Origin of the sequence: Niveibacterium terrae, assembly GCF_048213115.1 — a bacterium.
Lineage (GTDB): Bacteria > Pseudomonadota > Gammaproteobacteria > Burkholderiales > Rhodocyclaceae > Niveibacterium > Niveibacterium terrae.
Genome location: NZ_CP172404.1, coordinates 961,293 through 975,633, shown reverse-complemented (window position 1 = coordinate 975,633; position 14,341 = coordinate 961,293). Strand labels below are relative to the sequence as shown.

Here is a 14,341-nt window from a genome sequence, read left to right as displayed (position 1 = left end):
ATTCGGCCCTCGATTTGAAGAACTGAACAATGACCGACCCCATCAAGCTCGATCGAACCGATCGTCGAATCCTTGAAGTCCTGCAGGAAAACGGACGAATCCCCAACGTCGAACTGGCTCGCCAGGTCGCGCTTTCCCCTTCGCCCTGCCTGCGTCGGCTCCAACGCCTCGAAGAGGCTGGAGTCATCGACCGCTATGCGGCGATCCTGAACCCCGCCCGGCTGGGCCTGAGCCTGCTCGCCTTCGTCAGCGTCTCGCTGGACAAGCGCAGCGAACATTCGACCGACGACTTCCGGCTGGCCGCGCTCGAATGGCCCGAAGTCTCGGAGTGCTATGCGATGACCGGCGAGATGGACTACCTGCTCAAAGTCATGGTCATCGACCTTCAGCACTTCTCCCGCTTCGTGATGGACAAGGTGCTGCGCCACCCCGGAGTGCTGGACGTCAAGTCGAGTTTCGCGCTCGACGAGATCAAGCGCACCACGGTGCTGCCGATCGAAGAGAACGAGGCCGCAGCGGAGTGAGCACCGCCTCTGCCGGCTGAACCCGCTTGCGCAATGAAGCGCAAAGCATCAGCATCGGGAATGCCTGCAAGGCTGACATGTCTTCAATGAGCAGGAGTTCCCCCCCGTGTTCCGCTTCAAAACTTCCGCCTGGCTTTTGCTGGGCCTGTGCGCCGCGCCTTCACTGGCTGCGGATCCCGCCCCCCGGATGTCGCCCGAGCACCTGCTCGAACACACCCGGGTGCTCTCTTCCGACGAATTCGCAGGTCGGGCGCCCGGCACGCGCGGCGAAGAGCTCAGCGTCGAATACCTGATCAAGGCGTTCAAGGCCGCCGGAGCCCAGCCGGGCAATCCCGATGGCAGCTGGGTCCAGAAGGTGCCGCTGCTGGGCATCCGCAGCAAACCCACGGTCTCCTTCTCGGGCTGCGCCGCAGCGCTCAAACTCTCGGCGCCGGACGACTATGTCGCCTGGACCACGCACGCCGAAAAACAGGTCACCGTCAAAGCTTCCGACCTGGTGTTCGTCGGTTACGGCGTCGTCGCGCCCGAGTATGGCTGGGACGACTACAAGGGCGTCGATGTGCGCGGCAAGACCCTGGTCATGCTGATCAATGACCCCGCGATCCCCGATCCTGCTGACCCGACCCGGCTCGACGAGCGGATGTTCAAGGGTCGAGCGATGACCTACTACGGGCGCTGGACCTACAAGTTCGAGATTGCCGCGGCCCGCGGCGCGGCCGGCGCGATCATCATCCACGAGACCGGCCCGGCCGCGTACCCGTACGAGGTGGTCCGCAACAGCAATTCCCAGGAGAACATCACGATCCGCTCCGCGGACGGCAACGCGGGCGATGTCGCGCTGCGCAGCTGGCTGCGCGAGGACAAGGCGCGCGCGCTGCTCGGCGCCTGCGGTCAGGACTTCGACGCTCTGAAGGCGGCGGCGATCCGCCCGGATTTCCATCCGGTCCCCCTCGCCGCACAGCTCGATGCGCGGATAGCCACGACGCAAAGAAGCATCGACTCGCGCAACGTCGTGGCCAGGATAGAGGGGGCCGATCCCGCGCACCGCGACGAGACGCTGATCTATTCGGCGCACTGGGATCACTTCGGCACGCAGGTCGAAGGCGGCAAGACCACGATCTACCACGGCGCGCTGGACAATGCCTCGGCGGTCGCGACGCTGGTCGAGCTGGCAAGGATGTTCTCGACCGAAAAGGCCTCGCTCAAGCGCAGCGTCCTCTTCCTCGCGCCGACCGCCGAGGAGACCGGCCTGCTCGGCTCGCGCTGGTACGCCGAACATCCGCTCTACCCGCTCGCGAAGACCGTCGCCGACCTGAACATGGACATGGTCAACGCCTGGGGCAGGAGCTCGGACTTCGAGCTGACCGGAATGGGTCAGACGACTCTGGACGATCTGTTTGCGCGCGAAGCGGCGGTCCAGGGCAGGATTGTCGTCCCCGAGGCCAAGCCCGAGAACGGCATGTACTTTCGCTCCGACCATCTCGAATTCGTTCGCCGCGGCGTGCCGGCGATGCTCAGCAGCGGCGGCCGGACCCTGATCGGCAAGAGCGCGGCCGAGGCGACACGCTTGCGCGACGACTTCACCGCTCACCGCTATCACAAGAGCGAGGACAGGGTTCTTCCCGAATGGGACCTGTCCGGAGCGGCTGAAGATGGTGAGCTGTACTACCGCGTGGGCCGGGCCATCGTCCGCGATCTCGAGAACGCCGACTTCAGCAGGGATTCGGAATTCCGCGCGGCGCGGGCCCGACTGCTGTCGGGCTCCTGAAGCTCGCCCGCTCAGGCCTCCTTGCGCTGATCCTTGCGCTGATCCTTGAGCAGAGGCCAGAGCGTCAGCAGAGTCGCGGGGAGCAGCACGGCAATGACAACCATATCGATCTCCTGTTGGCGGGGGAATGAGGCTTCCGATGCAGGCAGTCTATAGGCCCCCGCCCGTCCTCCCAAACGAAGATTTCGATATGGTCAATGACGGTCTTGATGCGTGAAAAATCAGACCAGACCGCGGATCATCACGGCCGCGATCAGCAGCGGCGAGACGAAGCGCAACAGCGCGTTCAGCACGATCGCGAGCCTGCCGTTGGCGAGCTGCCCGTCGTTCGAGAACTCGCGGTCGCGCTGCGCGCGCGCCCAGCCCCAGCCGAAGAACAGCGATAACGCGATTCCGCCCAGCGGCAGCAGCAGGTTCGACGTGACGAAATCGAAGAGTTCGAACGGGGTCAGCCCGAACAGCGTCCAGCCCGCGCACAGGCTCTGCGAGAGCGCGGGAGCGATACCGGTCAGAAACAGCGCGCCCAGCACCCACAGAGTTGCCCGTGTCCGGGTCAGCGCGAAGCGCTCGACCAGCAGCGCAACCGGAACTTCAACGATGGACAGCATCGCCCCCATCGCCGCGACCGCCGACAGCGCAAAGAAGACCACGAGGAAGAGTCCGCCGGCGGGCAGGCTCGCGAACACCGCCGGAATCGTGATGAAGAGCAGCGAAGGGCCGGCTTCGGGCTTGAAGCCGAACGCGAACACCGCCGGGAAGATCGCGATACCGGCGAGCAGAGAGACGCAGAGGTCGGCCAGCATCACGCGCAGCGCGGTGGCCGGGATGTTCTGGTCGGCGCGGAAATAGCTGCCATAGGTCAGCATCGTCCCCATCCCTATCGACAGCTTGAAGAAGGCGAGGCCGACCGCGACCAGCATGACGGCCGGAGTGATCTTCGTGAAATCGGGCTGGAACAGGAAAGCGAGCCCCGCTCCGGCTCCGGGCAGGGTCAGGCTGCGCACCCCGACCACGATCAGCAGCAGAAACAGAACCGGCATCAGGCGCTTGGTCACGGCCTCGATTCCACGGCTCACCCCCATCAGGATCACGCCACCGACGAGCAGCAGCACCAGCCATTGCCACAGCAGAGCCTGGACGGGATCGCGGACCAGAGCCGAAAAAGTCGCGCTGGCGACCTGCGGGTCGCGGGAGAGCAGGCCGCCCCGCGCGGCGCGGAAGAGATAGGCGAAGACCCATCCCGCGACCTCGCTGTAGAAAGCCATGATCAGGAAGGCGGCGAGCACGCCGCTCGCACCGGCCAGCCACCAGGGCCGGCCCGGCGCCAGACGGGCCAGAGCGGTCACCGGATTCGCGCGCGCGGCCCGTCCGATCGTGATCTCGGCAATCATGACCGGCAGGCCCACCAGAAGCGTCGCGATCAGATAGACGAACAGGAAACCCGCGCCGCCGTTGGCCCCGGTCAGATAGGGGAACTTCCAGATATTGCCCAGACCGACCGCGGAACCGAGCGTTGCGGCGAGCACACCGAAAGAAGAGGAAAAACTGTCGCGTGCTTTCATGACCGTCGCAGGAAAAAAAGGACTCGCAGCTTATCCGTTTGCCAGCAATCGCTGTTGATCCAGACTCAATCCGGCCACTCTTCGGGGACATAACCCGGTGCAGGCCTCGGCACTTGCGAAAACCACCGCGACTATTACATTGGTATTTTGGCCTGGCGAGCTTCACCCGCCCCGCTCGCCGATCCGCCCCACCCCGACGGGACAGGAGGCATCATGCCCGAGCGCTCCGACATCCTCTGGTTCAAGACCCAGTTCCAGTCCCGCATCAAAGCCGCTATCGAGGGAACTGCGCTCAGCGTCGATTTCATCACCGCGATCGCCTGCCAGGAGACCGGCGATGTCTGGCCGGCGCTGGTCAAGCGCGGCCTGCCGGTAGAGAAAGTGCTCGCGCTGTGCGTCGGCGATACGCTCGACGCGGACAAGGGGCGCAAGGCCTTCCCGCGCACGAAAGCCGATCTGCTTCAGGCGCCGCGCGGCCCCGAGATGTTTTCGATTGCCCACCAGGCGCTGGTCGAGATGGCGGCCCAGATCCCCGGCTATGCCGCGGTCGCGAAGAATCCGGACAAGTTCTGCCACGGCTTTGGCCTGTTCCAGCTCGACCTGCAGTCCTTCGGCAAAGACCCCGACTACTTCCTGAACCGCGACTACGCGCATTTCGACAAGACCCTGGGCAAATGCGTGGCCGAACTCAAGCGGGCGCTGAAGAAGCTCAAATTCTCGGCCCGGGCAACGCTGACCGACGAGGAGCTCGCCGCGGTCGGCATCGCCTATAACACGGGGGGTTTCAAGCCGGCCAAAGGACTCAAACAGGGGCATTTCGATGGCCATCGCTACTACGGCGAAGCGATCCTCGATTACCTGAAGCTCGCACACTCGGTCCAGCCTCCCGAAGGGCGGGCGATGAAGGTCGCGACCCGGAGCGGTACGCTGAACCTCAGAAGCACGCCGGACTCGGGCGCGGACAACGTGATCGGCCAGATCCCGAACGGCCAGTGCGTCCAGGCATACGGGAGCGAATCAAACGGCTTCGTCGAGATCGAAGCCCGAGTCGACGGCGCGGCAGTGCGCGGCTTCGCGGCGAGCAGCTATCTGGTCGCGGAGGCGCAGCAGACAGGCTAACAAGGGGTCGGGAATATCCAGGCGCCCTTGAAGCCCTGGCCCGGCGCGGACAGCAGCACGTTGTCGGGCAGGGTCTTGAAGCAGGATGTGCCCTTTTCGGTTCGGATCGTGTAAGTCCTCGCGCCGTCCGAGCCCTTGCCCATGCTCTCCTCGACAAAGTGCACGGGATGGCCGAACTGCTTCTCCAGCGCGTCGGCGATCGCGCTGCGCACTTTCGCGGCATCGGGCAGGGGACGGGCCCCCCGCAGCGGATCGAGCCGTCCTTCCTGGCGCGACATCTCGCGCGTCACCGCGCCGACCGAGCCCAGAGCGCGGGCGGCGAGCTCACGTCCGTCGGGCAATGCGGGGGCTTTCTCGATGATGGGCGCCTTGTCGACGACGGGAGCCGCACGCTCGGCGAGGTCGGGCGTCGCGTGGCTCAAGACCGCCCCGCGCCGAGCCCGGGACGGTTCGGGCACAGCAGAAGAGCGGGAGGCCCGCCCAGCCTTCGGTGACCCCGGGGGCGCGGGCTTCACCGCGGCGAGAAGCCTCGCGACGAGGCGAGGCTTGACCGCGCCCGAATGCGGAGCCGGGAAGGGCCGACCGAGCAGCCACGCATGCAGGATCAGCGATGCGCCGATCGCCCACAGCAGGCGGTGACTCGATGGCAGCTCAAGCGATGATGCCGCCACCGAGACAGACCTTCGATTCATAGACGACCACCGACTGGCCGGGCGTCAGCGCCCACTGGGGAGCCGCGAAAGCGATCTCGCAGTGCCCATCCGAGAAGGAATCGATCTCGCAGGGCGCATCGGCGCTCCGGTAGCGGGGCTTGGCCGAATAGACCCAGTGGGCGTGGGGGGAGCGGCCCGAGACCCACGACAGGTCGATCGCAGTCAGTTTCTCCTTCAACAGCGCCGGATGGTCGTGCCCCTGGACGACATGGAGCACGTTGCGAGCCATGTCTTTCCCGGCCACATACCATGCGTCGTGCTCGCCGGCGTGGTCATTGCCCTTGATGCCGCCGATCAAGAGGCCCTTCCTCTGGCCGATCGTGTGATACATCAACCCCTGATGCTCGCCGAGCAGGCGGTCGTCATCGAGGCAGCGGATCTCGCCAGGCCTGGTCGGCAGATAGCGCATCAGGAATTCGCGGAAAGGCCGTTCGCCGATGAAGCAGATGCCGGTCGAATCCTTCTTGCCGAACACGTGCAGGCCCGCCTCCTCGGCGATCCGGCGCACGTCGCGCTTGTAGAGCGCGCCAAGCGGAAACATCGTTTTCGAGAGCTGCTGCTGGTTCAGCCGGTACAGGAAATAGCTCTGATCCTTGGTGCCGTCCTCGGCTTTGAGGAGCTGAAACTCGCGGCGCCCGTCGCTCTCCCATTCGCGGACCTGAGCGTAATGGCCGGTCGCGATCTTGTCGGCGCCCAGCTTCAGCGCATGGTCGAGGAAGGCGCGGAACTTGATCTCGCTGTTGCAGAGGATGTCCGGGTTCGGCGTGCGGCCGGCTTCGTACTCGCGCAGGAAGTCTGCGAACACGCGATCCTTGTACTCCTTCGCGAAATTGACGACTTCGAGCTCGATGCCGATAACGTCGCAGACCGACGCAACATCGACCAGATCCTCGCGGCTCGAACAGTATTCGCTGTCGTCGTCATCCTCCCAGTTCTTCATGAACAGGCCGGTGACCTCGTAACCCTGTTGCTTGAGCAACAGCGCAGCCACCGAGGAGTCGACTCCGCCGGACATGCCGACGACCACTTTCTTCGCTTCTGTTGTCATATATGAATCCCGTTATGTCCGTAATAACGGATCAGGTCCAGCGGGAAGCGCCGGCCAGCCAGATAGTCCTGGATCCCGCTCAGGACCATCTCGTTGCGGTGGCGCGCCCGGCACGCTTCGATCTCCTCCAGCGTCATCCACAATGCGCGGATGATCCCGGTGTCGAGCGCCCTTCCCTCTTCGCAAGCGCCCAGGCTCCCGGCAAAGGTGAAGCGTACATAGGTCGCATCTCCGCTGGGCCGCGGCCAATGATAGACGCCGACCAGATATTCAGGCGTGAAGCGGTGTGCGCTCTCTTCGAGCGCTTCGCGCGCGCACGCTTCGATCAGCGATTCGCCATCCTCGAGGTGGCCGGCGGGCTGGTTGATGCGCACGCCGTCCACGGTCTCTTCCTCAACCATCAGGAAACGCCCTTTACGCTCAATCAGCGCTGCGACGGTCACGTGCGGATTCCACCTCATTGCAGCTTCTCCTGCAAAACTGCCATTCTAGCCTCTCGCATCGCGCGGCCCGGCGCCGGCCCTGCCCGAATCGGCTAGAATCGTCGGCTTGGAGCCCGCGGGGCGGGCGCAAATGCTGAAAAGGGGAATTATCCATGTCGATGTCCGATCGTGACGGGTTCATCTGGTACGACGGCAAGCTCGTGCCGTGGCGCGAAGCCACAACCCATGTGCTGACCCACTCCCTTCACTACGGTCTGTCCGTATTCGAGGGCGTGCGCGCGTACAAGACCGACAAGGGCACCGCGATCTTCCGTCTGAAGGACCACACGGACCGGCTCTTCAATTCGGCGCACATCTACATGATGAAGATCCCCTTCGACAAGGCGACGATCAACGAAGCGCACAAGGAAGTGATCCGCGCGAACGGACTCGAAACCGGCTACATCCGCCCGATCGCTTTCTACGGTTCGGAAAAGATGGGCATCTCGACCAAGGGTTCGACCGTCCACGTCGCGATCGCCGCCTGGCCCTGGGGCGCTTATCTGGGCGCCGACGGCATGGAAAAGGGCATCCGGATCAAGACCGCCTCCTTCGCCCGTCACCACGTCAATGTGACGATGCCGCGCGCCAAGCTCGCCGCCGCCTATGCGAACTCGATCCTCGCCAATCAGGAAGCGACCAACGACGGTTACGATGAAGCGCTGCTGCTCGACACCGAAGGCTTCGTCGCCGAGGGTTCGGGCGAGAACGTCTTCATCGTCAAGAACGGCGTGATCATCGAACCGGAGATCGCCGCGGCGCTGACCGGCATCACCCGCTCGACGATCCACACGCTGGCCAAGGAACTCGGTTACGAGGTGCAGACCAAGCGCCTGACCCGCGACGACATCTACATCGCCGACGAAGCCTTCTTCACCGGGACCGCCGCCGAAGTGACGCCGATCCGCGAACTCGACAACCGCCAGATCGGCGAAGGCCGTCGCGGCCCGATCACGGCCCAGCTCCAGGCCCGCTATTTCGACCTCGTCAACGGTCGGCTGCCGGGTCACGACGACTGGCTCGTCCACGTCTGACACCGGAGGCCTCGCATGCCCGAAAACACCGACAAGAACCAGACGATCGCAGTCACGGCCGACGATCTGCCTCTGCACTGCCCGATGCCCGACGCTCCGCTGTGGGCCCGGCATCCGCGGGTGTTCCTCGACGTGACGAAGAGCGGCGAGGCGCGCTGTCCCTACTGCAACGCCCTGTATGTGCTGACCGGCGAGAAGCCGGTCGGTCATCACTGAGCCGCGCTCGTCTCAGCCCTTAGCCCGGAGGCCGGCAAGGCCCCCGGGTCATCCGGAAACAGATGCCCCGCATTCTGATCGTTGCTCCGAACTGGATCGGAGACTGCGTCGCAGCCCAGCCGCTGCTGATGCGCCTTGTCGCGCGCCGCCCCGACTGCGCGATCACCGCGCTCGCACCCGCCTGGGTCGCACCCGCGCTCGCCGCAATGCCCGAAGTCGCAAATGTCATCGCCAATCCCTTCGGTCACGGAGCCCTGCAACTCGCCGCACGGCGGCGCTTCGCGAAAACCCTGCCCAAGTTCGATGAAGCCTATGTGCTGCCGAACTCGTGGAAATCGGCGCTGATTCCGTTCTTCGCCGGTATCCCGGTTCGCGTCGGCTTCACCGGCGAGATGCGCTTCGGCGTGCTCAACCGGCGCCATGCGCTCGACGAGAAGCGCCTGCCGCTGCAGGTCGAGCGCTACGCCCAGCTCGCCGAAGAACCGGGAGCCGAGCTCGAACGCCCTCTGCCCAATCCCCGACTCGTGCGCAGCGCCGCGCAGATAGCCATCAGCCTCGCCACCGCCACGCTAACGGCCGAACCCCGTCCGGTCGTGTTCTGCCCAGGTGCCGAGTTCGGTCCGGCCAAACGCTGGCCTGAGCGCCACTATGCCGAGCTGGCCAAACGCTATCGCACGCAAGGCATTCCGGTCTGGATCCTCGGCTCGAAGAAAGATGCCGCAGTGTCGGCCGAGATCGTCCGCCTCGCCGGCAGCGCCGAAGGCATTGTCGATCTGTGCGGAAAGACCGATCTCGCACAGGCGATCGACTTGATCGCCCACGCGCGCCTCGCCGTCACCAACGATTCTGGCCTGATGCATGTCGCCGCAGCGACCGGCACGCCGCTCGTCGCACTGTTCGGCTCGTCGAGCCCTGGCTACACCCCGCCGCTCTCGGACAAGGCCCGCGTGATCTCGCTCGGACTCGCCTGCAGCCCCTGTTTCAAACGCGAATGCCCGCTCGGCCACCTCGACTGCCTGAACGGCATCGCCCCCGAACGCGTGCTCACCGAAGCGGACGCACTGCTCCCCCGCAAGGAATCCCGATGAGCCAGGTGCTCTTTGCATCAGTCGATGACATCGAAGCTGCGTTCTACGACGCCTTCAACCGCGGTGACCTCGAAGCGCTGATGGCGCTCTGGTCGGACGCCGACGAGATTTCCTGCGTACACCCCGGTGGAACGCGCCTGATCGGTCTCGCCGCGATCCGCGAATCGTGGAAACAGCTCTTCGAAGACGGCATGCGCCTGCGCCTGAGCGTCCATCACGGCCTCTCCCACACCAGCCCGATGCTGGTCGTGCGCAGCGTGCTCCAGCACATTGTCATCGAAGGAGAGGACGGCATGCCGCCGCCGATCATCGCGACCAACGTCTATGCCCGCGGCGCTTTCGGCTGGCGCCTCGTCATGCACCACGCCTCCCCGTCGCCGGAGACCGGGAACTACCTCGACGACACGCCACGCACCGTACACTGACGCCCATGACTTCCCCCGCCTATCGGGCCCCTCTCTGGCTGCGCGGCAGCCACGCCCAGACCCTGTGGCCGCTCGCGATCAAGGGCGAAATGCCGGAAGTGGTCCGCGAGCGCTGGGAACTTCCCGACGGCGACTTCATCGACGTCGACCGGCTGCCCGTCCGGGCCGGAAAGCCTCTGGTGCTGATGTTTCACGGTCTCGAAGGATCGAGCCGCAGCCACTACACGCGCGCGCTGCTGCGCGCGCTCGCGGCGCGCGGCTGGAACGGCGCCGTGCCGCACTTTCGCGGCTGTTCGGGCGAGCCCAACCGCAAACTGCGCGCCTACCATTCGGGCGATGCGGTCGAGATCGACTGGATCCTGCGCCGCTTCGCCGGGCTCTATCCCGGAGTGCCCCGCTATGCGTCCGGCGTCTCGCTGGGCGGCAATGCGCTGCTGGTCTGGCTGGGCCAGCAGGGAGACGGCGCGAAGGAGGTACTGAGCGCCGCGGCAGCTATCTCGGCACCACTGGATCTGGCCGCCTGCGGTCACCACCTGGCCCGGGGCTTCAACCGGATCTACAGCCTGAACTTCCTCGCAACGATGAAGCGCAACGCGCTCGCCAAGCTCGAACGCTTCCCCGGCAGCTACGATGAACGGCGCGTCAAGGCCGCGCGCCGGCTCTATGAATTCGACGAGATCGTCACGGCGCCGCTGCACGGTTTCGCGAACGCCGATGACTACTGGACGCGCGCTTCAGCCAAACCCTGGCTCGGCCGGATCGCACTGCCGACCCTGTTGCTCAACGCGCGCAACGACCCCTTCATGCCGGCAGGGGTGCTGCCAACAGCACGCGAAGTCTCGCCCTCGGTGACACTGGAACAACCCCAGGAAGGCGGGCACGCCGGCTTCGTCGAAGGCCCATTCCCGGGCAATCTGGACTGGCTGCCCCGACGCTTGATCGACTTCTTCGAACAGGGGCGCTGAAGCGCCGGCGATGGGTATTCGATGACGACTCCTGCCCCAGAGATCTTCAAGGCCTATGACATCCGCGGCATCGTCGGCAAGACGCTGACCGCCGAAACCGTCGCCTTGATCGGCCAGGCCATCGGATCGGAAGCGCTCGCCCGCGGCCAGAGGACGATCGTCGTCGGTCGCGACGGCAGGCTGTCCGGCACCGACTTCGCCACCGCGCTCGAAGAGGGCATCACTTCCACCGGCATCGACGTGATCGACATCGGCTGCGTCGCGACCCCTGTCGTCTATTTCGCCGCCCACCATCTGCAGACCGCAAACTGCGTCGCGATCACCGGTAGCCATAACCCGCCCGACTACAACGGCCTGAAGATGGTGCTGGCCGGAGAGACCCTGCACGGCGAGCAGATCCAGGCCCTGCGTCGACGCATCCTCGATGCCGACTTCGTACACGGCGCGGGCCGGATCAGCCGGACCGACGTGCGCTCCGCCTACATCGAGCGGATCGCCGGCGATGTGAAACTCGCCCGCCCGCTCAGGATCGCGCTCGACTCGGGCAATGGAGCCGCCGGAAACACCGCACCCGAGCTCTTCAGGCGCCTGGGCTGCGAGCTCGTCGAGCTGTTCTCTGAAGTCGACGGCCGCTTCCCTAACCACCACCCCGACCCGAGCCGCCCAGAGAACCTCGAGGATCTGATCGCCGCGCTGAAGGCGAGCAATGCCGAGCTCGGCCTCGCCTTCGACGGCGACGGCGACCGCCTCGGCGTCGTCACGAAGGACGGCGAGATCATCTACCCGGACCGCCAGCTGATGCTGTTCGCGGCCGACGTGCTGACCCGGGTGCCGAGCGGCAAGATCGTCTTCGACGCCAAATGCACGCGCCACCTCGCGCCGTGGATACGCGAACACGGCGGAGAGCCGGTGATGGGTTGCACCGGCCACGCACTGGTCAAGGCAAAGATGCGCGAAAGCAGTGCGGTGCTGGGCGGCGAGTTGAGCGGCCATATCTTCTTTGCCGAGCGCTGGTACGGCTTCGATGACGGCATCTACGCCGGAGCGCGGCTGCTCGAAATCCTCTCGCGCAGCGTCGATGCGAACGCGCCGCTCAAGGCGCTGCCGAATGCGCTCAGCACCCCCGAGCTGAACATCCCGATGAATGAAGGCGAGGCATTCGAGCTCGTCGCCAGACTCAAGGCCGGAGCGCTCTTCGCCGACGAAGTCGAGCGCGTCGAAACCGACGGCCTGCGCGTCGAGTTCTCCGATGGCTTCGGCCTTGCTCGCGCGTCGAACACGACGCCGGTGCTGGTGCTCCGCTTCGAAGCGGACGATCCGGCCGCGCTCGCCCGGATACAGAGCGCTTTCGCTGACGCGCTGCGCACGCATTGCCCGGCAATCGCGCTGCCCTTCTGATTCGCGCCCGAACAGCCTTTGTCACTTTTGGTTAAGGGCTGGACAAAGGCCGCGTATTCAGCCTTTCTAAGGCCTTGACAGTCGGCCATACTCGGGGCATGTCTCAAACGGGATCCCCCCTGAATTTCTCTGCCACCCGCTTCGTCCGCTGCGGCGTGCTCGCGCTGCTGCTCTGGGCCGGGCAAGCGCTGGCGCTCGATGCGCGCGAGCTCTACGCGAGCCTCGACCGCAATCCCCATGAGGCGGCGCGCAGCGCGGAGGCCACCGCGCTTCAGGCGCGCCAGCGCGGCGACAGGCAGCTCAGGCTCGAAGCGCTGACGGCGATGGCGATGGCCTTCAACCTGATCGGAGATTCCTCGCGCGCGCGCCCGCCACTCGCCGAAGCGCTGCTTCTGGCGAACCGCCTCCGGCGGCACGACGCTCTGGCTCTGCTCCACGCAGTCGAGGGCGAGATGCTGATCGCGGACAACCGCCCCCAGGAGGGAATCCAGGCTTTCGAACGCGCGCTGACCGAAGCGGCCCAGAACCGCGACGAGAACAGCAAGGCGATCGTGCAGATCCAGTACGGCTCTTCACTGGCCGGCTCGCTCTCGCTGCACGCCAGGGCCGCGCCGATTCTCGAGGCCGCGCTGGCCCATTTCGTCAAAGTGGGCGACCGCGCCCGCCAGGCCGAAACGATGTCGGCCTTCGCGGCGCTCTACGACCGCCTGCGCGAGACCCCGCGCGCGCTCGCCGAGCGCCGCAGAGCGCTGGCGCTGATCTCCCCCGATCGGCAGACCTATCTCGCCGCCACGCTGTACTACGACCTGGGCAACGCTGCCGCCGGCAACCCCGACAAGCGCGAAGCCCAGGCTGCGCTGGAGCGCTCGATCGAGCTCTCGCGCAGCATCGGCGACACCTTCGGGATCGCCTACGCGCAGAACTCGCTGGCGAGGACCTACATCGATGTCGGCCTCTGGCGCGAGGCGCTCTCCCTGCTTCGCCAGGCACGTCCGGTGCTGCGGCGCGGGCAGAACGCGCTGATCGTCGCGCAGATCGATGCGCGGACCGCGATCTGCCTGGCTCGCCTGGGCGACCGGGCCGCCTGGGCCTCTCTGGAGGCCGCGAAACCGGAACTGACCCGTCACGGCGACATCAACCTTGAGCGGGTTTTGCGCGAAGCCCAGGCCCAGGTCAATGCCGCGTTTCATCAGTATGAAGCCGCCTATCAGGCCCAGCAGAGACTGCGCGCGATCGAACTCCAGCTCTTCGATTCCGAGCGGACCCGCATCCTGTCCGAGCTGTCGATCCGCCACGAAACCCGCCAGCGCGACGCCGAGAACGCCCGCTTGCGCCTGACCCAGCAGATCCGCGACGCCCAGCTCGCGCACCAGAAAACCCGGCAGCTCACGCTGCAGGCGGGACTGACGCTCGCGCTGCTCGGATTGGTCGTGATCCTGGCCCTGCTCCGCCGCCAGACCCAGCTGAAGGCCCGCTTCGAAGAGCTGGCACTGAGGGACGAGCTGACCGGAGCTCCCAACCGGCGCGCGATCATGGCCCGAGCCGCTGCGCTGATCGCCGGCAGCGACGCGAAGAAGAGCGCTCTGGCGCTGCTCGATCTCGACCATTTCAAGCAGGTCAACGACAGCTGGGGGCACGACGTCGGAGACGAAGTACTGCGCGGCTTCTACCGGGCGGCCCAGGAAGCGCTTCGCGACGGCGACAGCCTTGGTCGGACCGGCGGCGAAGAGTGGCTGCTGCTCTTGCCCGAAGCCACCGAGAGTGGCGCCACGGCTGCATTCCAACGCATCCGCGGCGCCCTCCAATCCTTGCGAATAGACGGCACCCCCGCCGACTACCGGGTCCGCTTCAGCATGGGCCTGATCCTGTTCCGCAAGGCAGAGACGCTCTCCGAGGCTCTGCGCCGGGCCGACCTGGCGCTCTACCGCGCCAAGGAAGAAGGCCGCGATCGCGTCGTGATCGCGGCGTAATCACCCTCGCCGCTCGCGGGCGAGGGTCG

Annotated in this window: 14 protein-coding genes; 10 read left to right on the top strand and 4 right to left on the bottom strand. The window is 65.8% G+C overall.

Annotation, left to right across the window (positions count from 1 at the left end):
* The first annotated feature begins 29 nt into the window (after window positions 1-29).
* Window positions 30-524 (top strand): Lrp/AsnC family transcriptional regulator, encoded by a 495-nt coding sequence (locus tag ACHFB9_RS04380; RefSeq protein ID WP_417069763.1) that lies wholly within the window; start codon window positions 30-32, stop codon window positions 522-524.
* 106 nt (window positions 525-630) lie between these two features.
* Complete coding sequence (locus tag ACHFB9_RS04375) at window positions 631-2,292, top strand: M28 family peptidase (RefSeq protein ID WP_417069762.1); 1,662 nt, start codon at window positions 631-633, stop codon at window positions 2,290-2,292.
* A gap of 221 nt (window positions 2,293-2,513) precedes the next feature.
* Here ACHFB9_RS04375 and ACHFB9_RS04370 read toward each other — a convergent pair whose 3' ends face one another.
* Window positions 2,514-3,854: a sodium-dependent transporter gene (locus ACHFB9_RS04370; RefSeq protein ID WP_417069761.1), complete on the bottom strand. Its 1,341-nt coding sequence runs from the start codon at window positions 3,852-3,854 to the stop codon at window positions 2,514-2,516.
* 213 nt (window positions 3,855-4,067) lie between these two features.
* Between ACHFB9_RS04370 and ACHFB9_RS04365 the strand changes: the two genes are divergently transcribed.
* Window positions 4,068-4,973 carry an SH3 domain-containing protein gene (locus ACHFB9_RS04365; protein WP_417069760.1) on the top strand — a complete coding sequence of 302 codons (906 nt, stop codon included), beginning with the start codon at window positions 4,068-4,070 and terminating at the stop codon, window positions 4,971-4,973.
* Here the strand turns inward: ACHFB9_RS04365 and ACHFB9_RS04360 are convergent.
* From ACHFB9_RS04360 to ACHFB9_RS04350, 3 genes are read right to left on the bottom strand one after another with little or no spacing between them, the layout of a single operon-like run.
* Window positions 4,970-5,665, bottom strand: coding sequence for a hypothetical protein (locus ACHFB9_RS04360; RefSeq protein ID WP_417069759.1), 696 nt, complete (start codon window positions 5,663-5,665; stop codon window positions 4,970-4,972). The genes ACHFB9_RS04365 and ACHFB9_RS04360 overlap by 4 nt on opposite strands.
* Window positions 5,625-6,734 carry a tRNA 2-thiouridine(34) synthase MnmA gene (gene mnmA / locus ACHFB9_RS04355; RefSeq protein WP_417069758.1) on the bottom strand — a complete coding sequence of 370 codons (1,110 nt, stop codon included), beginning with the start codon at window positions 6,732-6,734 and terminating at the stop codon, window positions 5,625-5,627. The genes ACHFB9_RS04360 and mnmA overlap by 41 nt, the downstream gene beginning before the upstream one ends.
* Window positions 6,731-7,195, bottom strand: a complete 465-nt coding sequence (locus tag ACHFB9_RS04350; RefSeq protein WP_417069757.1) for an NUDIX hydrolase — start codon at window positions 7,193-7,195, stop codon at window positions 6,731-6,733. The genes mnmA and ACHFB9_RS04350 overlap by 4 nt, the downstream gene beginning before the upstream one ends.
* Window positions 7,196-7,329: 134 nt before the next feature.
* On the opposite strand from ACHFB9_RS04350, the gene ACHFB9_RS04345 reads away from it, so the two are divergent.
* The 7 genes from ACHFB9_RS04345 (at window position 7,330) to ACHFB9_RS04315 (ending at window position 14,312) form a co-directional block, all read left to right on the top strand.
* Window positions 7,330-8,250 carry a branched-chain amino acid transaminase gene (locus ACHFB9_RS04345; RefSeq protein ID WP_417069756.1) on the top strand — a complete coding sequence of 307 codons (921 nt, stop codon included), beginning with the start codon at window positions 7,330-7,332 and terminating at the stop codon, window positions 8,248-8,250.
* A gap of 15 nt (window positions 8,251-8,265) precedes the next feature.
* Complete coding sequence (locus ACHFB9_RS04340; RefSeq protein WP_417069755.1) at window positions 8,266-8,466, top strand: zinc-finger domain-containing protein; 201 nt, start codon at window positions 8,266-8,268, stop codon at window positions 8,464-8,466.
* 62 nt (window positions 8,467-8,528) lie between these two features.
* Entirely contained in the window at window positions 8,529-9,554 is a 1,026-nt protein-coding gene (gene waaF / locus ACHFB9_RS04335; protein ID WP_417069754.1) for a lipopolysaccharide heptosyltransferase II, read from the top strand.
* Entirely contained in the window at window positions 9,551-9,979 is a 429-nt protein-coding gene (locus ACHFB9_RS04330; protein ID WP_417069753.1) for a YybH family protein, read from the top strand. The genes waaF and ACHFB9_RS04330 overlap by 4 nt, the downstream gene beginning before the upstream one ends.
* 5 nt (window positions 9,980-9,984) lie before the next feature.
* Complete coding sequence (locus tag ACHFB9_RS04325; protein WP_417069752.1) at window positions 9,985-10,944, top strand: hydrolase; 960 nt, start codon at window positions 9,985-9,987, stop codon at window positions 10,942-10,944.
* A gap of 21 nt (window positions 10,945-10,965) precedes the next feature.
* Window positions 10,966-12,342, top strand: coding sequence for a phosphomannomutase/phosphoglucomutase (locus ACHFB9_RS04320; RefSeq protein ID WP_417069751.1), 1,377 nt, complete (start codon window positions 10,966-10,968; stop codon window positions 12,340-12,342).
* 98 nt (window positions 12,343-12,440) lie between these two features.
* Window positions 12,441-14,312, top strand: a complete 1,872-nt coding sequence (locus tag ACHFB9_RS04315; protein ID WP_417069750.1) for a diguanylate cyclase — start codon at window positions 12,441-12,443, stop codon at window positions 14,310-14,312.
* Window positions 14,313-14,341 lie beyond the last annotated feature (29 nt).

Excerpts from the sequence above, each read along its gene's own strand:
- ACHFB9_RS04380 (WP_417069763.1), top strand. The coding sequence starts at position 30 with ATGACCGACCCCATCAAGCTCGATCGAACCGATCGTCGAATCCTTGAA.
- ACHFB9_RS04370 (WP_417069761.1), bottom strand. The coding sequence starts at position 3,854 with ATGAAAGCACGCGACAGTTTTTCCTCTTCTTTCGGTGTGCTCGCCGCA.
- ACHFB9_RS04365 (WP_417069760.1), top strand. The coding sequence starts at position 4,068 with ATGCCCGAGCGCTCCGACATCCTCTGGTTCAAGACCCAGTTCCAGTCC.
- ACHFB9_RS04360 (WP_417069759.1), bottom strand. The coding sequence starts at position 5,665 with ATGAATCGAAGGTCTGTCTCGGTGGCGGCATCATCGCTTGAGCTGCCA.
- mnmA (WP_417069758.1), bottom strand. The coding sequence starts at position 6,734 with ATGACAACAGAAGCGAAGAAAGTGGTCGTCGGCATGTCCGGCGGAGTC.
- ACHFB9_RS04350 (WP_417069757.1), bottom strand. The coding sequence starts at position 7,195 with ATGAGGTGGAATCCGCACGTGACCGTCGCAGCGCTGATTGAGCGTAAA.
- ACHFB9_RS04345 (WP_417069756.1), top strand. The coding sequence starts at position 7,330 with ATGTCGATGTCCGATCGTGACGGGTTCATCTGGTACGACGGCAAGCTC.
- ACHFB9_RS04340 (WP_417069755.1), top strand. The coding sequence starts at position 8,266 with ATGCCCGAAAACACCGACAAGAACCAGACGATCGCAGTCACGGCCGAC.
- waaF (WP_417069754.1), top strand. The coding sequence starts at position 8,529 with ATGCCCCGCATTCTGATCGTTGCTCCGAACTGGATCGGAGACTGCGTC.
- ACHFB9_RS04330 (WP_417069753.1), top strand. The coding sequence starts at position 9,551 with ATGAGCCAGGTGCTCTTTGCATCAGTCGATGACATCGAAGCTGCGTTC.
- ACHFB9_RS04325 (WP_417069752.1), top strand. The coding sequence starts at position 9,985 with ATGACTTCCCCCGCCTATCGGGCCCCTCTCTGGCTGCGCGGCAGCCAC.
- ACHFB9_RS04320 (WP_417069751.1), top strand. The coding sequence starts at position 10,966 with ATGACGACTCCTGCCCCAGAGATCTTCAAGGCCTATGACATCCGCGGC.
- ACHFB9_RS04315 (WP_417069750.1), top strand. The coding sequence starts at position 12,441 with ATGTCTCAAACGGGATCCCCCCTGAATTTCTCTGCCACCCGCTTCGTC.